Here is a 22887-nt window from a genome sequence, read left to right as displayed (position 1 = left end):
TCTTTATTTTTTCTGTTCCAGCTCTACTAGTAGGCGCTGCAATTCCTGTTCTAACAAATGTGTGGCTTCGTCTCGTGCTTCCTTGCCACCTCCCACTGTAAATGGTTTACCGTAAATCAAATAACCTTTTTTTCGCTTCAATACACCACCGATATCTTTCGGTCCAATATACGCCGCAGGAACGATTTGTGATTTAGACAGTTGAGCAATTGTGATAGCACCTTGCTTTAAATCATTGCTCTCTGCACTACGTGTACCACTCGGGAAAATACCTACAATTTTCCCCTCTTTAATCAGTTGACGTGGCACTTTAATGACGCTTGGTCCTGGATTATCACGGTCTACAGGAAATGCGTTGAGACGTTCGATTAACCACCCAAGTCCCTTTATTTCAAATAATTGTTTTTTCGCCATAAAGTGAATTTCACGTGGATAAATCGATACGCCTAAATTTAAAATATCTACATACCCATTATGCGTACACGCAATCACAAAGCCGCCATCCTTCGGCACATTTTCAAGGCCGTACACTTTTGCTTTTGATCCGTTCGCCGCTAAAAACATTTTGACAATATTCGCCGCTAATTTATACAATGCTCATTTCCTACCTTATCTACTTTAATAATTTCATTTTACTAAAAAAGCGTGTTTGCCTCAATTAGTTATATTGCTTGGCAATTTCATTAATCCGTCCTAGTTTGCTAAAAAGGAAGCTCCCTTCTTCTGCTAAAATGATGGACCTGTTGACGACTATATTGACAACACTCATCCGTTCTTCATTTATTACTTGTTTCACGTGAAAATGAAGAACTGGGGTATCGTTGAAAAATGAAGCTTCTCCTTATAAAGAATTGGCCCTATCGTTCATTTGAATATTATAGGAGCAGCAATTAAGATTTCCTTCAAACCTTGCTGCATGATCACCTACGTATGTTAGAAGCCTCGAGAGAAAAAATTTTTTCACGTGTAACAATTATTATGTCATCCGCTTCACCTCATTTTATACTACTTCACACACCCAATTAAAATATTTAAATCAACAGTAATTTCGGTTATAACAATCTCGTCTTTGTTTGCGATATGCCAGCCCATCGGCGTCATTTGTAATAGCTTCGGTACTACATCTGCTGATAATGGCATTGTATACGTAAGGCGCTCTATCTTAACTGTGTCAAAGCTTTCCTGAAAACGCTCTACCGTTTGATTGTTTGTATAGTTTTCCTTTTCTGAATCAGCAAATGCTTGTTGGCGTAATTCCTTTAAATAGCCTTCTTGTGGCACGACTTTAATGACTTTTCCACCTGGCTTTAGGAGGCGCTTAAATTCATCATAATTGGCTGGCGATAAAATATTGAAAATCGTATCAAAACTTCCCTCATGATACGGACTTTTGGCTAAATCGCCCACACACCAAATCGGTCCTACGTGAAACTTTGCTGCAGCTAAGATGCCCTCTTTGGCAATATCAATACCAACACCAATGGCTTCTGGTTTTTGCATCATAATACGTGCTAAATGTGACCCTTCTCCACAGCCTGTATCTAAAAAATGTGTACCGACTGCAAGCGCGGCTAATCGCTCTTGTAATGGATTATATAAGCCGCTTGAAATAATATCGTGACGTGCCTCAAATAGCTCTCTCGAGTACATCGACTGTACAGGCTTCGTCATAAAGTTAATGTATCCCTGTTTGGCTACATCAAATGAATGATTACTCGGACAAATCACTTTTCCATTTTCTTCAATGGTTATGGATTGTGTACAAATAGGACAGATAAAAATCGCTTGGTTTACCTGCATATTTTGAATGCATACTGCTTTTTTGGATAACATCATTTACTCCTCCAATACTAGTATGTATCATAACACGAAAGGGCTACTCCGTAAGTTTTCACTTACAGTGTAGCCCTTCTTTATTCTAAATATTTCACCTGTAACTCCGCACGCACTTCCTTTGAAATCCTAAATTGATCTTGTAAGAAATCAGCTTCTGATTCATAGCGTGTATCAATTTCATGGAATACGGCATTTAGATATTTTTCGTTTGCCAACATGACCTCATAAAATGGGGTTAAATCTGCATCTGGATAAGCGGCTTTTAATTGTTGTGCCATTTTTGTAACCAATGGTGTTAATAAACGATTTGTTAGTAAATACTCTTGCATAATTGTTTCACGTGGCACATCTAATAGCATTAAAATGAGCGTACCACCAATGCCGGTACGATCTTTCCCAACTGCACAATGGTGTAATAAACCTAAATTATTTTCATTCTTCACTAATTGCATTAAGCGCTGAAATGAAGGGTTATTAAACGGCATTTGAGCATAAAATTTTGTGAAATGATCGGCATTTACTTGCTTATAAAAATCGAAATTAACACTTCCGTCTTTAGGAGCACCCGGCATTTTAAATGAGGATGCGCCTTTTGCTGGTATACGAATATTTTGTATTCCTTCCATGACAGGCGTTGGATTATGTGTTGCCTCATGGTCATCACGATAATCAAAAATTGTTTTAATACCGAGCCTTTTCAACATTTGTTGATCTTGTAAGGTTAATTTCGCTAGATTGGCCGAGCGGAAAAATAAATTTCTTTTTACTAATTTCCCGCTATTTGTTTTATAGCCACCCATATCTCGGAAGTTTAAAACGCCTTCTAACACAATGATTTGGTCCAGGCTTTGTGACATAAAACCACCTCCATCTATTCATAGCAAGACATTTCCTGGGGAATAATGTCGAAGTTTTAAGCGGGACTAACAGGTTTACATTCCGTTTCCCCGCGAATTTAGACAAAATAGGAACCGTCTCCTACTCGTGGGCTTCTTGAAAAGACATTTTGAGATGCTACCTTTTCGACCACCGCAGAACTCTTATCAAGTAGTGAAGGGGATGGTCAGAAAGCTTTTACTTTCCGGACATCCCCCTCCTTCAAAAATTAGTAAGCTGTCCAACCAGCATCTGCTGTCACAACTGTACCATTTACAAATGCTGCATCGTCTGAAGCTAAAAATAATGCCACACGGGCAATATCTTCTGGCTCTCCATTACGTGGATTAAATGTTGCACCTGCCATCGCCTTGTTTAACCCTTCTTGATTTGGATTTCTAAATGATGCACCAATATTTGTATTCACACCACCTGGAGCGATGGCATTGCAACGAATTCCTTTATCTGCATACTGGAAACCTGTATTTTTTGTTAAACCTACTACCGCATGCTTTGCTGCTGTATATGCAGCACCTGCACGTGAACCATATAAACCGCCCACTGAAGCAATATTTACAATGACACCTGCACCTTTTTCTAAGAAAATTGGCATTGCTTGACGTGTCGTACGCATAATACCCGTTACGTTGACAGCAAACACTTTCTCCCAAAGTTCGTCTGTTACATCACCAATCGGAGCAAAATTATCCATAATCCCCGCATTATTCACTAAAATATCTAATGTTCCGTACGTATTTACTGCTGCTTTAATCAGCTTATATACGTCACCTTCGTTTGATACATCTGCTTCTACTGCGGTTGCTGTGCCACCAAATTTCGTAATTTCTGCCACGGTTGCACCTGCACCTTCTAACGTTAAATCGGAAACAACAACTTTTGCTCCCTCTTTTGCATAAAGAATTGCGATTGCCTTACCCATTCCTGAAGCAGCACCTGTAACGACTGCCACCTTGTCTTGAAGTCTCATCGATAAAACCTCCTTGAAAGTGTATTCCTGTTACAGTTTTAATATTCGACTTCGTTTCATGTTTCCCTGCTTCAATTCACTACAAGTTTAGGCTGCTTTTTGATTAATAACACAAACAGGCTCGCAAAACCGCAGAACCCCCCTGCTAATAAAAATGCCCACATATACGAGCCAAACACGTTATAAATGACACCACCTGAATAGGCAGCCACGCCCGCTCCTACTTGATGTGCGGCAACCATCCAGCCGTACATCATCGCACTCTTTTGAATACCAAATCGCTGACGTGTTAAACCAACTGTTGGTGGAACCGTCGCAATCCAATCGAGCCCATAAAAAATGGCAAATACCATGAGCCAACCGTATGAGCCCGAGTCTAACGCGAATGGTAAAAAGAGTAAAGATACCCCACGCAAGCTATAGTACCAAAATAATAACCACCGATTATCGAATCGATCTGATAGCCACCCTGACAACGTCGTACCAATCAAATCAAAAATCCCCATAAACGAAAGCATCGCAGCTGCTGTCACAACAGGAATTCCAAAACTAATACAATACGAAATAAAATGTGTGCCAATTAGTCCGCTTGTCGATAAACCACAAATAAAAAAACTGCCTGCTAATAACCAAAACTCTTTGACACGTAGTCCCTCAAATAACGCTGCAATGGCTACTTTAAATGGATTCCCTGATGAATGGACTACTTCTTGCTCCATTTCCTCTTGGCCATATGGTGGAAGGTTTATATCACGCGGATAGTTCCGCATAAAAAGCCCCATGATTCCTAACATGACGATACTTAATATAAAAATCAATAAAATAGCCGCTTGCCATGAATGTTTCTCAACAAGCGCCGCTAATACCGGCAATAAGATGAGCTGTCCTGTTGCCGTTGCTGCCGTTAACATACCCACTGCTAAACCACGGCGCTTTACAAACCAGCGATTGGCTACTTGTGTACTTAATACCGTTAAAAAAAGACCGGACCCGATGCCAATGACCACGCCCCAAATCAAAATCAATTGCCACTCACTCTTCATTACAAATGTGAATGCAAGCCCGATTGCTAACAATGTCATCGAGCCCATCATCATACGTTTCAAGCCAAACTTTTCAACAAAAGCTGCCATAAAAGGCCCTGAAAAGCCATATAAAAATAAACTTACCGCAAAGGCAAACGAAATCGCTGGACGATCCCAGCCAAAATCCGTCTCAAATGGATCAATAAAAACGCCTGCAGAAGACCGAATAATGCCTGCTACAATGATAGCTAAAAACGTGACAGCTAATATAATCCAACTATAATGAATTCTTCTCATACAAATCCCCCTAATAACGCTATTGTACTAGAAGAGATATTTGAAAATATATTATTTTCCCAAAAATAAAAGCCGGCTGTATGCCGACTTTACTTAATACTTAAATTTTTGACGCGTGACTGCTACTAAAATCAATGCTGGAATTGTACATATTAACATGCCTAAAAAAGCAGCGCCCGGTTCAATTTCGTATAAATAACCACCTAAAAATGTAAGCAAGGCTACACTTAAACTCATAGCAAATGCGGAATACATGCCTTGTGCTGTTGGAATTTGTGAAGCTTTTAGTTTACTCGAAATGTATTGAATAAACGCGTAATGCGCAAAACCGAATGATACGGCATGTAATGCTTGTACTAAAATGAACACCCATACATTTGGGAATAGGAAAATAGCTACCCAGCGTATTGTCGAGCCAATTGCCGCTAGCCCAAACAAGGTAGATGGGCGGAATTCTGAAAACAGAGCATCTGCCTTTAAAAAGAAGGCAATTTCAATAATGACGGCTACATTTAAAATGAGCCCGATATAAAAACTATTAATACCTAAGTCATCTAAAAAAATATAACCGTAATTATAGTAAGAAGCATGTGCACCTTGTAGTAAAATCGATATGACTAATACAATCCCAAAGCTACCGGATGTGAATAATTCTTTTAATGAAACCCCTTCGCTTGTTTCCTTGCGTTTTGGCTTGTCACTCAACTTTGCAGGTGCGGCAATCCATTGTGACGCCACCATCATCACAAGCCCTGCAATCATAATCCATAATACAGAACCAATCCCGAACAGTTCTGTTACTCCACCAACAAAGACTAACGCAATCGTATAGCCAAGCGAACCATACGAACGACTTTTACCGTAATGAATCTTTTCTGCCCGTATTAACACCGATGCACTGCTTTCCATACCTGGCATTAAGTTCGGGTAAATCGCACTAAATAATACCGTAATGACAAAAAGCGCTGTATACGATTCAAAAGGGATATAAAATAGCATTGTAACAAGTGCAGCAATTGCCATCCCGCGCATCACGACACTAATCGCATACAATTTTGTCGCTATTGGGAATACAATAAGCATCGAAAGTGAGCGGGCAATCATCCCAGCCCCCATAATAATACTTGCTGCCGGGACAGATAACCCTTTATCTGTAATTAACCATCCTGTCCAATATGGTAAAAACACACCCCATGTAAAGAAGAATGTGAAATAGTTTAACGACAGCCATTTTTGACTATTCATTCATGAAACTCCTTGTTGTATAAACTTGCTTTATTTTAGCATAAGGTATATGAAAACGACAGTTCACTCCATAGTAGAGAACATACAACAAAAAAAGAGAGGTACACCCCCTCTTAATTGATTTCTTAATTTGTCACTGCTTGCTTTGTAGGCTGTTTAGCCGACTGTTGTTTAAAGCTCATGAATCCTTCTAGTGCATGATACACTTTATCAATTTCTTCCTTCGATAACACTTCGCCACCAATTTGTTTTGTCCATGCCTTTAGCTCACGCATTTTTATGACTTCTACGTTTGGCGAATACGTTTCAACTTTTTGGAACGAACATGCATCTGAGAACACTGAAACAGAGCTATATACATCTCCATTTACATCTGGCAGTAACTCTCGTAATGTGTCAATAATACGATGATTGACCATAATCGGGTTCGTAAAAGGCTCTTGCTTATCGCCATGTTTTACTTGCACCCATTCTACTTGATGTTCATCACCTGTAATCCAACCTGTTTTATGTACACCATCTATCACATAAATACCAGATTCGTGTACGAAAATAGCATCAACCGGATATGTCGAATTATTCACGGGCAACTGAACATCGATTAACACTTTATGCTCTCCAGCTACGTGATCTAATTGTGTCATAAGTTTATACAACTGGCCTTTTTTAGCATGTAATACGATATCGAAAAATGAATAACCTGTTAATTGACCGAATGCCGTTCCGTCGTGCCTATATACAAGTACAGCTACTGTTATGATTAGTGCGACTATAATGAGCGTAATTCCAATCACCATATCCCTGCTCCTTACCGATTATTTTTCCATTTTATTTTAACAAATCTAGTACGGGCTGACTATGCAACAGAAGACACGAATGTCAAGTTATGACATGCTGTTTTACGGTTAAAAAGCACAAACTAAAGCACTGCATTCATTTGATAGAAAAATAAGTAGACTACATCATAAAATTCGTCAAAATAAAAGACTACCCATTAAGGAATAGTCACACCTTCTACCATCAATAATTTTTTCTTCATGTCAAGTCCTGCCCTAAAGCCTGTTAGTGTTCGATTTTTCCCAATAACACGATGGCATGGAATAGCAATCATCACTGGGTTAGCCCCAATTGCTGTACCAACCGCGCGTACCGCTTTTGGATTATCGATTGCAGTGGCAATATCGCTATAACATTGAACTGCGCCAAAAGGAATAGCTTGTAGCGCTTGCCACACTTGCTGTTGAAATGCTGTACCTTTTACATCCAAAGAAAAATCAAAATCCTTTCGCTCACCAGTCAAGTATTCTTTAAATTGTTGTAGATAAGGCTCTAATTTCTCATCATTTCGCGCCAGTTGTTCCCCTTTTCTTCGCTTCTTTGCCCACTCCAACAATTCCTGTTCATCGCGGTTTTCAGAGCCTGTAAAGCAAAGCCCTTTTTCAGTTGCTGCCACGATGAACTGCCAATCCGCATGCTGAAATACTGTCCAATAAATCATGTTAATCCCCCTTTTTGTTGAAACTTTTCATACGCTTTTTCCGTATAAGTAAGTAACATTATATCGAAAGGAATGGACTTCATGTTCAAAAAGATTATTAAAAGTATATTACACTCTGCTGCAAGTTCACGTCGTTATTCTTCTAGTAGCCGTCGTCGCTATTCTAGTCGTCATAATTACTACGGTCATAAACATTATAAACGAGGTTACCGCCGTTCTTCTCGTAGCTTCTTTAGCTCAAAAAGCTTTTTTAGTAGCTGATGATTTCATTATTCAAAGAAAGTAAATATGAACGCCTTTTAAAGCAGTTCATCCATGTCCATACAAACTATCATATGATGAATCCAATCGGGGAAGGCTCCTACGGTATCGCCTACTTACTGATTCATAACGAAACGGGCGAAAAAGCCGTGCTAAAACGCTTAAAAACAAAGCACCGCCATACAACTAATCAGCAAAAGTTTTTACAAGAAGTCTCGTTTTTAAAAAGGCTCTCTACTTTACCTGTACCAACAGTATTGACAGAGGGTTTCATTGAGGAATTACCATTTTATATAATGGAGCATATTGAAGGGGATACATTTGAACGTGCTATTTTCGAACGGAACGAACAATTTTCTGTAGCAGATGCATTAACTAAAACGGAAGAACTGCTAACTATTCTAATCCGTATACATGAACAAGGTATTGTGCATAGAGACTTGCGTATGCCAAATATTATTTTAAAAAATGACCAACTCACGATTATCGATTTTGGTCTTGCAACAAAGATCGACCCAGCTGTTTGTGTCAATACAATTGATAACCCTAAAAAAGCTGCAAGCCCACTCAGTGACTTATATGCAGTTGGACACTTTATGCTCTTTCTTTTGTACTCAAGCTATAACCCTACATCAAAGAAAAGCCGATCATGGCAAGAGGAATTAGCGCTACCAACTATACTACAACACTATATTGAACGACTCCTGATGATTCAATCACCATTTTTAGATGCTAGCACAGCTAAACAAGCGCTTCAAATTGTGAAGGAAGCTTCTGAAAAGACACTTTGAGTCGCTTCTTTCGCGACGAGGGATGTTGATGTGACACCGCAGGATCCATATTTCTTAGTAGATATGGATCAATAAGTAAAGGGTGTCCAGAAAATTTTTCTGAACACCCCTTTTCTTATGCTTATTGCATTTCCTTTGTTGGCCCCATTACTGGTGGTACTGGTAAGCCTGCTTGACGTAGTAACACTGTCATTTGACCGCGGTGATGTGTTTGATGATTGACTAACAACCGTAGTAATTTACCACGTGGCATTGCTCCACCCAAAGCCTGTACCTCTTCCTCCATTTGAGCATCTGTTAATGTTGCTGCTTCTTTGTTATAGGCTTCCACGACCGCCTCATACATTTCCACGATTTCTTCCATCGTCTCAGGCATCGGCATATCTGGTCCTGGTGATGGAATTTGTAACTCAGCGAAGTGTCCAAAAGCACCGGCCACACTCACTAAATGCCACGATAACCAGCGAAGGGAGTTATGTCCTTCTACAATCGAAGCGTGCTTTTTGTCTTCCGTAATTGCTTGCATTACGCGAAGTGTTCCTTGCGCATTCATGTGCCAATCTTCTAAAAAATCTTGTGCTTTACGATACATCTTATTCTCCCCTTATCATATACTGTTCAAGCGCTCGCCATGCCTCTACTTTTTGGTCGAATGTCTTAATATTGCGTCCTGGTACAGGGCTGGTTGATGGCATTTTATAATACTCTTTTCCAACAAGCAATTCAAAGCCTAGCTTCTTTTGAAAGACGTCATACGCTTTTGTACCATTAAAAAAGACCGCCTGAATTTGCGGATAACGTTTAAAAAGAGCAACAAAATCATTCGGGATTTCGTTTTTAATATTACTATCTAGACTACCAGCACGTTCACATGCTTGAATTACATCCCACAACCCAATGCCATGCTTCTTCACAAGTGCGAGGCGCTCTTCATACTGTTCTGGCACCATTGTACTCGTTAGCTCACCAATGATTCCCCAAAAATGATTACGTGGGTTGCCGTAATACTGCTGCTTTTCAAGCGATTTTACACCCGGCATAGAGCCGACAATGAGTACAGTTGTCTGTTCATTTACTACGGGTGGTAGCATATTTTTAATCATCATCACACCTCCTAGTCGCTAGTTTACACATAGGAAAGCCCTAATACTAAACTTCCCCCTTTGAAAGTTTCTATGATGATGGCAATCTAACCATAACCTTTATAACGATATGAAAAAGGAGCTAACCTAGTAGCCCCTTCTTTATGTTTATTTTTGCGATACACTTGCACTTTGGAATGTAGCCATATCCTTCATCATCACATTAGCTGCTTTAACAATCGGATACGCAATGGCTGCACCTGTTCCTTCACCAAGACGTAAATCAAGCTGTACGAGTGGCTGTTTATTCAGATGCTTCGCTGCAATTGCATGCCCAATCTCCACCGAATTATGCGATAAAATCATATAGTTTACAGCACCTGGCGCTAGTAGCTCCGCTAAACAAGCAGAAACCGTACAAATAAAGCCATCTAGTAAAATCGGGGTACGCATTTCTGCCGCGCCAATCATAGCACCTGTCATACCTGCTAGATCAAGACCACCCATTTTAGATAGCAAGTCAATGGCATCATCTTTCTTCGGTTTATGTAACGTAATCGCCTCACGACAAACCTGTGCTTTGCGATTCAATTGCTCATCATTAATACCTGAACCGCGACCAACAACTGTCTCTGGATCAATCTCAAGAATAGCTGCTAAAATGGCACTGCTTGGTGTCGTGTTACCAATACCTAACTCTCCAACAATGATACAGCCCGCGCCTTCACGAATAGCCTGTTGTGCTGCATCGTAGCCTACTTTAATTGCTTGCCATGCCTCTTCTTCTGTCATCGCACGCTCTTTTAAAAAGTTAGCAGTTCCAGATGGACGGACTTTCTTGTTAATGACCTTCTCATTTGGTACAGGGCGTAAAATACCTAAGTCATAGACAGCAAGTGGTGCACCAATCATACGACTAAACACACTAATTCCCGCACCACCTTCCACCATATTCATCGCCATCTCATACGTTACTTCTTGTGGAGAAGCCGATACATTTTCTTCCACAATGCCATGATCTGCACAAAATACGAGAGAAGCAGGAGCAATATTAGGTTTTATTTCCCCCGTCATGCCTGCAAGTTGAATCGCTACTTCTTCTAAGCGCCCTAAACTGCCCGGTGGCTTCGTTAGCGAATCAATATACTGACGTGCCTGCTCCATTTTTTCTTCATGCAGTGCTGGAATTGAAAAAGTTAACATTGTTGAAAAACCCCTTTATGAACCGAATTTTCACTAAATATACCATAAAATTTAGCATTATTTCTTCATTTAAGTAAATCACAAAAAATTACTCCACAGAATAGAAAATGTCCGTGCAAATTTCTTTTGTATGTGTGATTTTTCTCACATCTAAAAAATTTCAAACATTTTATAATGGGCTTAAGATGAAAGGAGCGAATTTTTATGTTAAAAATAACTTATGTACTTGCCTCTTGTCTTGGTATTGGTGTTGCAATTGGCCTTGGTGTACTCATTAACCAAACTTTCATTCAAGTTTAATACCTCATATTAAAAAGGATTGGCCATTTATACTCCGCCAATCCTTTTTATCTTGTTATTTTTTAATAGGCGAACAATATAAAAAATAATGGGCGGGAGAAAAGGAATACAAGAAATAATCGGTAAGGATAATGCCATGTTTTGCTCAACAATCGGAATTTGTCCGAGCAAAAGTCCCGCCCCAAGCCATAATACAACCCATATCCCTCCACCCATACTGTTATAAGCTAAAAAAGGATACAGTGGATAGTTCGTATAGCCTGTCACAAATGGAATCGTCGTCCTCATAAGCGGAATAAAGCGCGAAAATAAGATCGCTCTATGTCCATAATTTTTAAAAAAGTCCTTTGCAGACTGCAATGTCGTTTTCGGAATAACCCGCCAGCTACCCGTCACTCTCTGTCCAATTTTACCTATGCAGTAATTTTGTGTATCCCCAAGCACAGTTGCTGCAAATAATATCACGACTAAAAACCATAAATTTAACTCGCCTAATGCGGCTAATGCACCACTAACAAATACAGTTGCATCTCCTGGTAAAAATGTAAGAACAACAAAAGCAGTTTTACAATAAATAATGAAAAACAATAAAATATACACGAGATGCCCGTAATCCTCTAAAAAATGGTGAATCGCAACGTCAATTTGTCTCATTTCCAATAAAAATGTGTGCATGCCATCACCTCTTCATTTTTCAGTTATACTGTGTCGCTGTCATTAAATTAAATTTGCCCTTATGGCGTTTTATGTCTAAAAGGGGAGGAAAAATGACAATTAAAACGAAAACGAGATAAATTTAAATTCTCCCAGCAAGTGGTACTTCGCTTCTTTCTATTCCCATCAACATCCGTTCTTACTCATACGAATACTAGCTCACCAAGTCCCTATACGTATATATGTGCATTTTAATGTTCTAGCATAAAGATTGACTTTAAAAATCACCCTCCATGTTGAAAGCTTATCGTCTCCTTTGCTTACATTTCGGCTAAAAATAAATGTTTTTTGAGGTTCACTGCAGGATTTTGACTGGATACGGTAGGATTTTGCTCATGCCGAGTGTTTTTGCTCGGATACCGCAGTGTTTTGCTCATGCCGGGTGGTTTTGACCGGATACAGCGACTTTTTGCTCGGATACCGTAGCTTTTTGACCGTTCACTGTCGACCGTTTTAAGATGATTTACATAGAAATACACGTCCAATCAATTATCAGCCAAAGGGGCAATTGCTTATTCTACCGTTCTACAAGTACAATAGAAGAAAAACGAGGAGCCTGAGCCATGTTCAAATCTTTATTTAAACGAAAAGATAAAGTACTAAAACACCAAATCGAATTTTGCATCTCAAACCTTTCATTTGGTAGTGCAGATGCATATGATGAGCTAATCCAACGTGAAGATGTTGTCATTGAAGAATCTGGTTGTACATCAAATTGTGAAACATGCGATTCATGCTTATTTGCGGTTGTAAACAGCGAAGTGGTAACAGCGGAAACAGCGGACGAGCTATTACAGCGGATTGAAGAGAAAATGAAAGAAAATCCATTGATGGATTAAACATAGCAGGAGCAAATGAGGATTTGCTCCTGCTATTTTATTTGTAGTAAAGACGTAATCCACCTAGCAATTTTCACACTATTGACTTCTACTATAGCTATGTTAGAATATTTTTATACTTTTTTAAGTTGAAGCGTTGAACTTCAACGCATTGAATTGCATTATACAGCTAGGAGCAGACATATGTTTTCTATTGAAGCAAAAACAAAGCCCTCTGTTTTAGAGGCACTTTTTATTGTGTTCACTGTTATTGGCATGATTGCTATTGCAATTGGGCAGCTCGGTTCAACCCCACATATTCCTATATTATTCGCTATTATCTTTTTAATTTTTTATGGACTAATCAAACGCATACCATTTAAAACATTAGAAGAAAGCATGTTAGCCGGAGCTAAGGCTGGTATGGGTGCCGTTTATATCTTTTTTTTAATTGGTATATTAATTAGTAGCTGGATTGTAAGTGGGACCATTCCAACCCTTTTATATCTAGGCTTATCCATCGTAACGGCGAGCTTTTTTTATACAATTGTCTTTATTATGACAGCCATTATCGGGACAGCCATTGGTAGCTCACTCACAACGGTAGCAACAATTGGTGTCGCCTTTATGAGTATTGCCGGAGCCATTGATGCATCCATGGCACTGACAGCTGGAGCGATTGTATCAGGTGCCTTTTTTGGTGATAAAATGTCGCCTTTATCGGACACGACAAATTTAGCTGCGAGCATCGTTGGCATCGATTTATTCGAGCATATTAAAAATATGAGCTGGACAACCGTTCCTGCATTTTTAATTAGTGCGATTTTGTATTCTGTTTTATCCCCTTCTATTGGGACATTTGATGCTAGTACGATTGCATCTTACAAAGCAAGCTTACTAGAAACGAATTTCATCCATTGGTATGCCATTGTACCACTTATTGTACTTATTATTTGTACATTACTGAAGATGCCTGCCTTTTTAACACTGATCGTCAGCTCGCTTGTAGCACTTGTATTATCGATGTTCCATACGTCGTTATCCTTAGCTGATTACTGTGCCATTTTATATAGTGGATTTGTTTCAGAAACAGGCGTAGAGGTGATTGATTCACTGTTAACACGTGGCGGTATTAGTAGCATGTACTTTACTATTATGCTTGTGCTACTTAGTCTGAGTATGGGCGGTCTATTATTTGCACTTGGTGTTATTCAAACACTTCTTGAAAAAATCGAAAAGCTACTAAAATCAGTTGGTGCATTAATTACAGGAACGGCATTGACAGCGATTGGGATTAATACTCTCGTTGGTGAACAGTATTTATCCATCTTATTAACGGGCGAAGCATTTAAGCAAAAATACGATGAACAAGGCTTACATCCAAAAAATTTAAGTCGGGTGATGGAAGATGCGGGTACCGTCATTAACCCATTAGTCCCTTGGAGCGTTTGCGGTTTATTTATCGTGTCGATGCTGGATGTACCCGTCATGAGCTATTTACCGTTTGCTTTCTTTTGCTTAATCAGTCCTGTGCTTACTATTTTATTTGGTTGGCTGAATATGACGATTACGAAAAAATAAACAATCACCATGGATAGACTACTATTACCTAAATAACTAACAATATGACATGCCTGCTACTTCATGTAAAGTAGCAGGCATATTGACATTTGTCGTTCAAAATAGTGAATAATCTGCCCCCTTCTCAATAAACCGTCTTTTTAATCCTTATGGCACTAAAAAACTCCCCTTTTATTTGTTTATTTATTTATACATTTGTCTATCCTCTTAATAGTTTAAAAAGCTTATTATAGGAGGGTTTAGTAATGACTGACTTAGAGAATCAAAACACCTCCCAGCCTAATTCTAAAAATGCTCCTCTATGTGCATCTCTTAGTGAAAATATAAAAACCTTAAAAAATACACTGGGCAACAGTAATGACATCATTCTACGTGAGTTGTTAATTGGAAAATTACGGAAACAGCGCATTGCTATTATTCATATTGATGGTCTAGCAAATGAAACAATCCTAAATGATTCTATATTAGAATCCCTAACGCTTCATTTAACAGAAAATCCAAAAATTATGTCGAACGAAATGAATCAATACTTAAAGGATTATTGTTTAACGGTGAGTGATGTGAAAGATATTGTAGATTTTACAGCACTGTATAATGCTCTGTTAAATGGAGATACGATCATACTGTTTGATGGACTGACAAAGGGGATTGCCGCAAGTACAAAAAGCGCTAAAGATCGGGCTATTTCCGAGCCTACTACAGAGTCCGTTATTAGAGGACCCCAGGAAGCCTTTACTGAAACGCTTCGTACAAACACAGCTTTAATCAGGCGGAAAATTAAAAGCCCCAATCTTTGGATCAAATCGAGAGTGATTGGACAAGAGACGCAAACTGATATTGCGATTATGTATATAAACGGCATTGCCAACGACAAAATTGTGCAAGAAGTACTCGACCGTTTAGATCGTATTGAGATTGATGGCATTCTTGAGAGCAACTATATTGAGGAAATGATTCGAGATTCAAAATTCAGCATATTTCCAACCGTTTATAATTCGGAACGTCCTGATGTAATAGCAGGGGAATTACTGGAAGGAAGAATTGCTATTTTAGTAGATGGCACCCCTTTTGTGTTAATCGTCCCTGCTTTATTCATCTCTTTTTTACAGACAGCAGAGGATTATTATCACAATGCCATTATTAGTTCATTTATACGACTTATACGTTTTTTTGGTATAAGCCTTTCGCTAGTTGCTCCATCCCTATATGTTGCTATCACTACTTTTCACCAAGAAATGTTACCTACACCATTGTTAATTAGTATTTATTCTCAAAGAGAAGGTGTACCATTCCCTGCTTTTGTAGAAGCATTAATCATGGAAATTGCCTTTGAAATACTGAGAGAAGCTGGAATCCGTATGCCACGAATGATTGGTCCTGCCGTATCCATTGTGGGTACATTAATTGTTGGACAAGCAGCTGTAGAGGCAGGCATTGTTTCTGCCGTAATGGTCATTATTGTGGCACTAACAGCGATTTGTAGCTTCCTTTTCCCAGCTTACGGGCTTTCGAATGCGGTACGCGTGTTGCGTTTTCCACTAATGATCTTATCAGGGATGTTTGGCTTAGTTGGGCTAATGGTTGGCATTATGTTGATTATTCTTCATTTATGTAGTTTGCGCTCTTTTGGCGTACCTTATATGAGCCCGTTTGCCCCGTTAATTGTGAAAGATCAAAAGGATACTTTAATTTTGCTTCCACGTAACCTTTTGTTAACTCGCCCACGATTAATTAGCCAAAAGAATAACGTAAGAGGGAAGAAGCATCTAGGCAATACGAAAAGAAATGTACATTAAATAAAAAGAGGAGCTCGAATGAAAAAATTAATCACAATGATTTTGCTAGCAGCCGTTGTTCTTCTGTTAAGTGGTTGCTGGAGTAAACGGGAATTAAGCGAGCTCGCCATTGTAGTGGCACTAGGAATAGATAAAACAGACGACGAATATGCCGTATCAATCCAAGTCGTAGATCCTAGTGAAATTTCTGCAAGTCAATCTTCAAGCGGGCGGGCGCCTGTCGTTACGTATCATGCAACGGGAGAAACATTATTCAAAGCGATCAGAAAAGTGACAACACTCTCTCCTCGAAAAGCTTATTTTGCGCATCTACAAATGCTTGTAGTTGGAGAGGATTTAGCTAGAGAAGGTTTGCGTTATACGATTGATTTTTTAGGGAGAGGGAATGAAATTCGAAATGACTTTAATATTATTGTTGCTCATAAGACAACAGCCAAAAATGTGTTAAATGTCTTAACGCCCATTGAAAAAATACCTGCGAATAAAATGTTAAATTCCATTCGGGTTTCGCAAAGGGAATGGGGATCTACACTACAGGTAGATGTAGATGGATTAATCAATAAGTTAAACGATGGTGGACAAAATTATGTATTGTCAGCTGTAGAGGTGAACGGAGATCCACAACTAGGGATTGAGCAAACAAATGTCCAAAGAATTAGCCCATCTACAATATTAGAATTTATAGGACTAGCCGTATTTAAACAAGACAAGTTAATAGGGCTTTTAAGCGAAGAAGAGAGTAGAAGTTATAATTTTTTAAACAATGAAATTAAAGGTACACTTGAAATCATATCCTGCCCTGAACAAGGGCAGTTAACAACTGAAATAACAAATTCTAAAACGAAAACGAAAGGAAAAATAAAAAACGGCATTCCTCAAATATTCGTCCAAATTGATGTGATACAAAGTGTGGCTGAAGTGAACTGTGACATTAATTTAACAGATGAACAAACCCTCCATATGATTGATAAAGAAACGGAAAATGTAATTAAAAATCATATAGAACAGTTACTTGATACAATTCAAAAAGAATATGAAGCAGACATCTTAGGATACGGTGACGTTATTCATCGTGAAAATGCTAAGGAATGGAAGAAGATGAAGGATGATTGGCCAACACTTTTTCCAGAGTTACAGGTAAATGTAGAAGTTAACGTAAATACACAAGGTTTAGCCACTTTGCAAAACGCAAAAGTAAAGGAGTAATCTTACATGTTTATGGCTTTAGGGATTTTAATGATTTCTGGGGTTATTTTATATATGACGCTACCGAGGTTAATCAAAGAAAGAGATGCTAAAACCATTTGGGCATTTTCTCTTTTACTGTTTATTGGAACCGCCTTAAATATTGCGATCAGTTTGAATGTCAAAATTCCTAGCCCTTTTAATGTAATTATCATTATTTATAAACCAATTAGTGCGTTTTTGAAGTCCTTTTTTTATTAAGTTAACAATTGGCTACAAGCGATACTAATTAACCAAAATGCTTGAAAAGGAGGGAATTATGGAAAAGCAGATCATTAGTTCACGTCAATTTACAATCATCGTCCTTTTCTATTCAGTTGGTACAAGTATATTAATTATACCCGCAAGCATCGCACTAGATGTAAAACAGGATGCATGGATTGTACCGATAATAGGGACAATATTAAGCGTATTATTAGTAAAACTACTGATATCTTTAGGAAAACGAATGCCTACCTTATCTTTTGTAGAAATGAATGAAAAAATACTTGGGAAATTTATAGGTAAATGCGTTTCTATTGGGTTTATAGTATTGACCTTACTTTCAGCAAGCGAATTACTCTATTTTATGGGGAACTTTCTACAAACAGAAGTAATGATCGAAACACCACAAGTGGCATTTTCGATTCTTTTTAGTATTACTATTCTTTTCGCTGCTTACTTAGGTATAGAAGTGTTCGCACGCTCACTGGAAATATTATTACCATTCTTTGTGTTAATATTTATTATTTTTGTCCTCAGTATTTCACCACAAATAGATAGTAACAATATTCAACCATTTTTTGAAGTTGCAGCAAAGCCACTTATTTATAATATTTTTTATTTCGTAGGTCTCTTTTCTTTTCCATTAGTTGTTTTATTAATGATTTTCCCGTCTGCTGTCAATGTATATCAATCCGCGCAAAAAGGATTTTATATTGGGATGATCGCTGGAGGTCTCATATTAAGCATTGTTATAGCATTATGTATTTTAGTTTTAGGCGCACCAAATACATCTTTACGCACTTTTCCTAGTTATGCATTAGCACAAAAAATTTCAGTAGGTAATTTCGTACAGCGTATCGAAATCATTATGGCATTTATGTGGTGGATCACCATTTTCGTAAGAGCATTTATGTATTTTTATGCCTGTGTAAAGGGATTAGGCGAAATACTTAAACTAAAAGATCACCGACCGCTCATTCTACCGCTTGGCATGATTTCAATCGGGCTTTCTCAAATCATGCATCCCAATGTTATACATTCAGCTACATTTAATAAAGAAACTTGGCCATTATATATAGCTACATTCGCCATTGTTATTCCTTTGATTTTACTGACCGTTGTAAAATTGCGTAAAATGGAAAACCATGACGCGAATGGTAGCGAATCGTCCTTTCCTAAATAAAAGGGACTAAATTACTTATATGAATACAACAAGAGAATATAAAGAAGCCTTCCCAATAGTTCTTTAGTAAATAAAGAGCTATTTTTTTTATGAAGGAATCGGTATTTTCTGTAATGCATATTGGACAGATTTCGTAATGCCTATTTTCGGATTTGAAATCGTTCCGTCTAAATCAAATTAAATAACCTTATATTTTCCAGCCATTCTACATACCTACCTTTTGTCTACCATAACTTCTTTTGCCATTCTACCTGCTACATCCTTTAGATTTCAACTACTACTCCATTTTATTGCAACATATATAACCAACACTAATGCCACGTTTAATTTTTTATCTCATTACTTGCGAAACATAAGGAGAAAAAACATTCCATTTTATATGTAAAACATGAAGATGTTACTACCAATGATTTACGCAAAAATGGGTAATTTAATGAAGAGGTCAAAGCACCTTTAAAATAAAGCAAAGGAGGTATGAATAGTGGGAGCACTCTACAGAATTGCTTTAATCCTTGTTATTGTTGGTGCAGTTAACTGGGGACTTATTGGTCTTTTCCAATTTGATTTAGTCGCTACAATCTTCGGTGGTCCAGATTCGATCATTTCTAGACTAATCTATACACTTGTTGGTGTTGGTGGACTTATCTGTATACCGCTTTTAAGCAAGCCTTTAGTCGAAGAAGAAGCTTCAACTTCGAATGCAAGTACCAATCGACCAGCATATCGAAATCCGAGCTACCAAACAGAATTTGGGAAAGAGGAAGACTTCTCTAATTCAAAAAAGTCTAATGCGAACAAAAAGAAGAATGATTCAAACTCGAACAAGTAACATTATCATATTGGCGGACCTTTTTAAGGTTCGTCAATTTTTTATCATTATACAAATACGAACCACATTATATGAAGCCCTAATACACTTACATACAACAAAAATAAGACTATTAGTAAAACAAGATAATTTTTTTGGAACTTTTCATTACTTGTTTTGTACACTACATTAGATATAGCTATGAGGACAAGCGATAAAACGGTTTTTATACTTAAAAATAATAGTGGGCTTTTTAACCAAATAAAGTCCATGATTGGATTTAACTCTTCAATTACACCATTTGCTAAACCATAATGCGTAGCAAATCCGTCAACTATATTCAACATCGCCACTAACCAACTGACATATATCAATTTCACTTTATTTTTCATTATATGATCCTTAATTTTTAATACTAAGAAACTCAATTGGAATATGAAGACTACTATCCATGTTCAAATGATTACTTATCGATTTCATTATTTTTATTATGTAATAGATGGTCATTATTTATTCTGAAACATTTCCCCTAACAAAAATAACTACTCCATCTTTCTGTCTAAAAAATCATATTTACATGGTTATTATCCTTCCATAATTCTTGCGTACATTACGATGTTGTTATGATTTTAAACCATTTTAAATTTATAATAAAAACAAAACAATAAAAAATTTCATTTTGTTTAATTTTATTTTACTTTTAAATTACTTAAATTTAATTAAAAGCATATAATAAGTTTAATAAAAATAAACAAAAAGGAAGTGAGGTAAGATGTTAGCTAGTTTATCAAAAACAATATGGATGCATATTTGTACAATTTGGTCAAAGCCCACAAGGAAAACATCTTCACCGCTAGTCGACATTCACCCTGTTCAGCAACAAACAATGCGGTTACACGAAACGTTCTGTCCAATTCGTCGCAACATGTATTAACCTAACTGTCTCATGAACTACTGACCATATCAATTTTTCAATAATAAAAAGCAAGTGGCGTGACCTAGCCACTTGCTTTTTGTATATTAATTAATGGCTACCCTTGTTTCAATAAGCCCCTCTCCCACTTTCGTTAACGGAAGAGGTTCTGTTTCCTCTGTATGATCATTAATTAGACTCGCTAATACATGCACACGTAATATAATGCCTTGAATTACCTGCTCCTCGTTTGTGACAACTAACGGATATTTGGACTCTAAGACATACGGTATAATATCTTTTACATATTCATCAGGAGGAACTGTTTTGACATCGGTCATTACGATTTCATGCAATGCTCGATGCTCTTTAATGCCCTGAATTGCTTGATCAATTGTAATCATACCTTGTAGCTGTCGTTTCTTGTTTGTGACAAACGCACTGGAAATCCCACTTTCCTGCATTACTCGAACCGCTACATGTAAACCATCTTTTAATGAGACTAACCCAAAAGGCTTCGACATAATATGCTCTGCTTGCAATATTTGCGAACGGTCAATATCACGGATAAATTCCGAAATATAATCGTTAGCAGGTTGATCTAAAATTTCTTCTGGCGTACCGATTTGTTCTACTTGACCGTCTTTCATGACCGCTACACGGTCCCCAAGTCGAAAGGCTTCATTGACATCATGTGTAATAAAGATAATCGTTTTCTGTAGCCGATTTTGTAAATCGAGTAATTCTAGCTGCATCTCCCGCTTAATAAGCGGATCCAGTGCACTAAACGGTTCATCCATTAACAAAATATCAGGATCATTTGCAAGCGCCCTTGCAATCCCGACACGCTGACGCATCCCACCTGAAAGTTCATCTGGAAACTGATGCTCATACCCTTTAAGGCCTACAATTTCTAGCTGTTTTTGAGCAATTTCACGTCGTTCCTCTTTCGATGTACCACGTATTTCAAGTCCATATTCCACATTTTCAAGCACTGTTCGATGACTAAACAAACCGAAATGTTGAAATACCATGGCAATCTTCTTTTGTCGATATGTTTTTAGTTGTGCTTTATTGTACTCTACAATGTTCTCACCATCGATATAAATCGCGCCAGACGTTGGTCGATTCAATAAATTTAAACAGCGGATTAATGTCGATTTCCCACTCCCAGACAACCCCATAATTACAAAGGTTTCGCCTTCTCTAATGTCCATACAAGCATTGTATACCCCTACTGTATGACCTGTTTTTGCAAGAATCTCTTCTTTCGAAACACCATTCTCAATCATTGAGATTATTTTTTTAGGTTTTGGCCCAAATATTTTCGAAACCTTTTCAACTTTTATTTTGACTGTCATGCCGCACCCCTCCTATGCTTCTGAAGACGGTTAGCAATACCACCCGTGAGGCGATCCATAATAATCGCTAAAAACACAATACTAATACCCGCTTCAAAACCGAGTGAAATATCAATACGATTAATCGCATAAAGGACACGCTCTCCTAAACCTTTCGCCCCTACCATGGAACCAACGACTGCCATTGCTAAAGCCATCATCATCGTTTGGTTCACACCCGCCATAATGGTCGGTAATGCTTGTGGTAGTTGTACCTTTAGTAACATTTGACCCTGTGAAGAACCAAATGATTGAGCTGATTCAATGACCTCTTTCTCTACATTCCGAATGCCTAGCTCCGTCAACCGCATAACAGGTGGTAATGCATAGACAATTGTAGCAATTACAGCAGGTACATTTCCTAATGGGAAGAAAAAGATTACCGGAATTAAATACACAAAGCTTGGCATTGTTTGCATTGCATCCAATAGTGGTCGCATCGTAACAGACATCGTTTTACTAAATGCCATCCAGACGCCTAGAGGAATACCTATCGCAAGAGATAATAGAACGGAGATTAACACAATGGAAATGGTAGTCATTGTCTCTGACCATAAATCAAAGCTACCAATCAGAAACATAAAAGCAGAAAATAGAAGACCTCCGTACAGATTCGTAAAATACCAACCTAGCAAAAAGATAAGAATAATGAATAACCACCAAGGAATGGCTAGGAGACCTCCTTCGAGTCCTTTAATAAGGCTAGAAGAAATAACAAAGATAAAATCAAAAAACGCTTCTAAATTGACTGCTAAAAAATCAATAAATTTTTCTACCGCATCCCCAATAGGGATTCTAAAATCAGGAAATTCATGCATATCAT

At 37.9% G+C, this 22887-nt stretch carries 25 protein-coding genes; 10 read left to right on the top strand and 15 right to left on the bottom strand.

The window, feature by feature from the left end; all coding sequences use genetic code 11:
- Positions 1–3: 3 nt before the first annotated feature.
- The 8 genes from AAGS61_RS15855 to AAGS61_RS15820 form a co-directional block, all read right to left on the bottom strand.
- Positions 4–594 (bottom strand): lysophospholipid acyltransferase family protein, encoded by a 591-nt coding sequence (locus tag AAGS61_RS15855; RefSeq protein WP_391374007.1) that lies wholly within the window; start codon positions 592–594, stop codon positions 4–6.
- Between the two features lie 411 nt (positions 595–1005).
- Complete coding sequence (locus AAGS61_RS15850) at positions 1006–1836, bottom strand: putative RNA methyltransferase (RefSeq protein ID WP_391374004.1); 831 nt, start codon at positions 1834–1836, stop codon at positions 1006–1008.
- A 77-nt stretch (positions 1837–1913) separates the two neighbouring features.
- Entirely contained in the window at positions 1914–2693 is a 780-nt protein-coding gene (locus AAGS61_RS15845) for a tyrosine-protein phosphatase (RefSeq protein WP_391374002.1), read from the bottom strand.
- Positions 2694–2941: 248 nt separating this feature from the next.
- Positions 2942–3700: an SDR family oxidoreductase gene (locus AAGS61_RS15840; protein ID WP_391373999.1), complete on the bottom strand. Its 759-nt coding sequence runs from the start codon at positions 3698–3700 to the stop codon at positions 2942–2944.
- A 71-nt stretch (positions 3701–3771) separates the two neighbouring features.
- The gene (locus tag AAGS61_RS15835) at positions 3772–5022 is read right to left on the bottom strand and encodes an MFS transporter (protein ID WP_391373997.1); all 1251 of its coding nucleotides are present in this window, start codon (positions 5020–5022) and stop codon (positions 3772–3774) included.
- A gap of 93 nt (positions 5023–5115) precedes the next feature.
- A complete protein-coding gene (locus tag AAGS61_RS15830) occupies positions 5116–6267 on the bottom strand; it encodes an MFS transporter (RefSeq protein WP_391373994.1) in 1152 nt (383 codons plus the stop codon).
- A 125-nt stretch (positions 6268–6392) separates the two neighbouring features.
- Complete coding sequence (locus tag AAGS61_RS15825; protein WP_391373992.1) at positions 6393–7064, bottom strand: nuclease-related domain-containing protein; 672 nt, start codon at positions 7062–7064, stop codon at positions 6393–6395.
- Positions 7065–7261: 197 nt separating this feature from the next.
- Positions 7262–7765, bottom strand: coding sequence for a methylated-DNA--[protein]-cysteine S-methyltransferase (locus AAGS61_RS15820; RefSeq protein ID WP_391373989.1), 504 nt, complete (start codon positions 7763–7765; stop codon positions 7262–7264).
- Positions 7766–7846: 81 nt separating this feature from the next.
- Between AAGS61_RS15820 and AAGS61_RS15815 the strand changes: the two genes are divergently transcribed.
- Complete coding sequence (locus AAGS61_RS15815; protein WP_391373986.1) at positions 7847–8026, top strand: hypothetical protein; 180 nt, start codon at positions 7847–7849, stop codon at positions 8024–8026.
- Positions 8026–8817, top strand: a complete 792-nt coding sequence (locus tag AAGS61_RS15810) for a serine/threonine protein kinase (RefSeq protein WP_391373983.1) — start codon at positions 8026–8028, stop codon at positions 8815–8817. The genes AAGS61_RS15815 and AAGS61_RS15810 overlap by 1 nt, the downstream gene beginning before the upstream one ends.
- Positions 8818–8938: 121 nt before the next feature.
- Here AAGS61_RS15810 and AAGS61_RS15805 read toward each other — a convergent pair whose 3' ends face one another.
- From AAGS61_RS15805 to AAGS61_RS15790, 4 genes are all read right to left on the bottom strand, one after another.
- Positions 8939–9409, bottom strand: coding sequence for a DinB family protein (locus AAGS61_RS15805; RefSeq protein WP_391373980.1), 471 nt, complete (start codon positions 9407–9409; stop codon positions 8939–8941).
- Between the two features lies 1 nt (position 9410).
- Positions 9411–9920, bottom strand: coding sequence for a DNA-deoxyinosine glycosylase (locus AAGS61_RS15800; RefSeq protein WP_391373978.1), 510 nt, complete (start codon positions 9918–9920; stop codon positions 9411–9413).
- Positions 9921–10067: 147 nt separating this feature from the next.
- A complete protein-coding gene (gene cobT, locus AAGS61_RS15795) occupies positions 10068–11102 on the bottom strand; it encodes a nicotinate-nucleotide--dimethylbenzimidazole phosphoribosyltransferase (RefSeq protein ID WP_391373975.1) in 1035 nt (344 codons plus the stop codon).
- 327 nt (positions 11103–11429) lie between these two features.
- Positions 11430–12077 (bottom strand): VTT domain-containing protein, encoded by a 648-nt coding sequence (locus AAGS61_RS15790; RefSeq protein WP_391373973.1) that lies wholly within the window; start codon positions 12075–12077, stop codon positions 11430–11432.
- Positions 12078–12679: 602 nt separating this feature from the next.
- Between AAGS61_RS15790 and AAGS61_RS15785 the strand changes: the two genes are divergently transcribed.
- The 7 genes from AAGS61_RS15785 (at position 12680) to AAGS61_RS15755 (ending at position 19772) form a co-directional block, all read left to right on the top strand.
- The gene (locus AAGS61_RS15785) at positions 12680–12955 is read left to right on the top strand and encodes a DUF1450 domain-containing protein (RefSeq protein ID WP_391373970.1); all 276 of its coding nucleotides are present in this window, start codon (positions 12680–12682) and stop codon (positions 12953–12955) included.
- Positions 12956–13138: 183 nt separating this feature from the next.
- Complete coding sequence (gene nhaC / locus AAGS61_RS15780; RefSeq protein ID WP_391373968.1) at positions 13139–14515, top strand: Na+/H+ antiporter NhaC; 1377 nt, start codon at positions 13139–13141, stop codon at positions 14513–14515.
- 245 nt (positions 14516–14760) lie between these two features.
- Complete coding sequence (locus tag AAGS61_RS15775) at positions 14761–16311, top strand: spore germination protein (protein ID WP_391373965.1); 1551 nt, start codon at positions 14761–14763, stop codon at positions 16309–16311.
- Between the two features lie 18 nt (positions 16312–16329).
- On the top strand, positions 16330–17517 hold the full coding sequence (locus AAGS61_RS15770; RefSeq protein ID WP_391373963.1) for a Ger(x)C family spore germination protein: 1188 nt from the start codon (positions 16330–16332) through the stop codon (positions 17515–17517).
- 6 nt (positions 17518–17523) lie between these two features.
- Positions 17524–17757 (top strand): hypothetical protein, encoded by a 234-nt coding sequence (locus AAGS61_RS15765; protein ID WP_391373960.1) that lies wholly within the window; start codon positions 17524–17526, stop codon positions 17755–17757.
- Positions 17758–17815: 58 nt separating this feature from the next.
- On the top strand, positions 17816–18943 hold the full coding sequence (locus AAGS61_RS15760) for a GerAB/ArcD/ProY family transporter (protein ID WP_391373957.1): 1128 nt from the start codon (positions 17816–17818) through the stop codon (positions 18941–18943).
- Between the two features lie 481 nt (positions 18944–19424).
- Positions 19425–19772, top strand: coding sequence for a DUF378 domain-containing protein (locus AAGS61_RS15755; RefSeq protein WP_391373955.1), 348 nt, complete (start codon positions 19425–19427; stop codon positions 19770–19772).
- 47 nt (positions 19773–19819) lie between these two features.
- Here the strand turns inward: AAGS61_RS15755 and AAGS61_RS15750 are convergent, their stop codons facing one another.
- Positions 19820–20143, bottom strand: a complete 324-nt coding sequence (locus AAGS61_RS15750; protein ID WP_391373953.1) for a DUF5658 family protein — start codon at positions 20141–20143, stop codon at positions 19820–19822.
- Between the two features lie 380 nt (positions 20144–20523).
- Here AAGS61_RS15750 and AAGS61_RS15745 point away from each other — a divergent pair, with 380 nt between their 5' ends.
- A complete protein-coding gene (locus tag AAGS61_RS15745; RefSeq protein ID WP_391373951.1) occupies positions 20524–20685 on the top strand; it encodes a hypothetical protein in 162 nt (53 codons plus the stop codon).
- 86 nt (positions 20686–20771) lie between these two features.
- Here the strand turns inward: AAGS61_RS15745 and AAGS61_RS15740 are convergent, their stop codons facing one another.
- Entirely contained in the window at positions 20772–22025 is a 1254-nt protein-coding gene (locus AAGS61_RS15740; RefSeq protein WP_391373948.1) for a quaternary amine ABC transporter ATP-binding protein, read from the bottom strand.
- The gene (locus tag AAGS61_RS15735; protein ID WP_391373945.1) at positions 22022–22882 is read right to left on the bottom strand and encodes an ABC transporter permease; all 861 of its coding nucleotides are present in this window, start codon (positions 22880–22882) and stop codon (positions 22022–22024) included. The genes AAGS61_RS15740 and AAGS61_RS15735 overlap by 4 nt, the downstream gene beginning before the upstream one ends.
- Positions 22883–22887: the final 5 nt, after the last annotated feature.

The organism is Lysinibacillus sp. KU-BSD001, assembly GCF_042920265.1.
GTDB lineage: Bacteria > Bacillota > Bacilli > Bacillales_A > Planococcaceae > Lysinibacillus_B.
The sequence above is the reverse complement of the archived record's forward strand: the minus strand, read 5'-3'. Positions and strand labels throughout refer to the sequence as shown.

Excerpts from the sequence above, each read along its gene's own strand:
- AAGS61_RS15850 (WP_391374004.1), bottom strand. The coding sequence starts at position 1,836 with ATGATGTTATCCAAAAAAGCAGTATGCATTCAAAATATGCAGGTAAAC.
- AAGS61_RS15845 (WP_391374002.1), bottom strand. The coding sequence starts at position 2,693 with ATGTCACAAAGCCTGGACCAAATCATTGTGTTAGAAGGCGTTTTAAAC.
- AAGS61_RS15840 (WP_391373999.1), bottom strand. The coding sequence starts at position 3,700 with ATGAGACTTCAAGACAAGGTGGCAGTCGTTACAGGTGCTGCTTCAGGA.
- AAGS61_RS15835 (WP_391373997.1), bottom strand. The coding sequence starts at position 5,022 with ATGAGAAGAATTCATTATAGTTGGATTATATTAGCTGTCACGTTTTTA.
- AAGS61_RS15830 (WP_391373994.1), bottom strand. The coding sequence starts at position 6,267 with ATGAATAGTCAAAAATGGCTGTCGTTAAACTATTTCACATTCTTCTTT.
- AAGS61_RS15825 (WP_391373992.1), bottom strand. The coding sequence starts at position 7,064 with ATGGTGATTGGAATTACGCTCATTATAGTCGCACTAATCATAACAGTA.
- AAGS61_RS15820 (WP_391373989.1), bottom strand. The coding sequence starts at position 7,765 with ATGATTTATTGGACAGTATTTCAGCATGCGGATTGGCAGTTCATCGTG.
- AAGS61_RS15815 (WP_391373986.1), top strand. The coding sequence starts at position 7,847 with ATGTTCAAAAAGATTATTAAAAGTATATTACACTCTGCTGCAAGTTCA.
- AAGS61_RS15810 (WP_391373983.1), top strand. The coding sequence starts at position 8,026 with ATGATTTCATTATTCAAAGAAAGTAAATATGAACGCCTTTTAAAGCAG.
- AAGS61_RS15805 (WP_391373980.1), bottom strand. The coding sequence starts at position 9,409 with ATGTATCGTAAAGCACAAGATTTTTTAGAAGATTGGCACATGAATGCG.
- AAGS61_RS15800 (WP_391373978.1), bottom strand. The coding sequence starts at position 9,920 with ATGATTAAAAATATGCTACCACCCGTAGTAAATGAACAGACAACTGTA.
- cobT (WP_391373975.1), bottom strand. The coding sequence starts at position 11,102 with ATGTTAACTTTTTCAATTCCAGCACTGCATGAAGAAAAAATGGAGCAG.
- AAGS61_RS15790 (WP_391373973.1), bottom strand. The coding sequence starts at position 12,077 with ATGCACACATTTTTATTGGAAATGAGACAAATTGACGTTGCGATTCAC.
- AAGS61_RS15785 (WP_391373970.1), top strand. The coding sequence starts at position 12,680 with ATGTTCAAATCTTTATTTAAACGAAAAGATAAAGTACTAAAACACCAA.
- nhaC (WP_391373968.1), top strand. The coding sequence starts at position 13,139 with ATGTTTTCTATTGAAGCAAAAACAAAGCCCTCTGTTTTAGAGGCACTT.
- AAGS61_RS15775 (WP_391373965.1), top strand. The coding sequence starts at position 14,761 with ATGACTGACTTAGAGAATCAAAACACCTCCCAGCCTAATTCTAAAAAT.
- AAGS61_RS15770 (WP_391373963.1), top strand. The coding sequence starts at position 16,330 with ATGAAAAAATTAATCACAATGATTTTGCTAGCAGCCGTTGTTCTTCTG.
- AAGS61_RS15765 (WP_391373960.1), top strand. The coding sequence starts at position 17,524 with ATGTTTATGGCTTTAGGGATTTTAATGATTTCTGGGGTTATTTTATAT.
- AAGS61_RS15760 (WP_391373957.1), top strand. The coding sequence starts at position 17,816 with ATGGAAAAGCAGATCATTAGTTCACGTCAATTTACAATCATCGTCCTT.
- AAGS61_RS15750 (WP_391373953.1), bottom strand. The coding sequence starts at position 20,143 with ATGAAAAATAAAGTGAAATTGATATATGTCAGTTGGTTAGTGGCGATG.
- AAGS61_RS15745 (WP_391373951.1), top strand. The coding sequence starts at position 20,524 with ATGTTAGCTAGTTTATCAAAAACAATATGGATGCATATTTGTACAATT.
- AAGS61_RS15740 (WP_391373948.1), bottom strand. The coding sequence starts at position 22,025 with ATGACAGTCAAAATAAAAGTTGAAAAGGTTTCGAAAATATTTGGGCCA.
- AAGS61_RS15735 (WP_391373945.1), bottom strand. The coding sequence starts at position 22,882 with ATGCATGAATTTCCTGATTTTAGAATCCCTATTGGGGATGCGGTAGAA.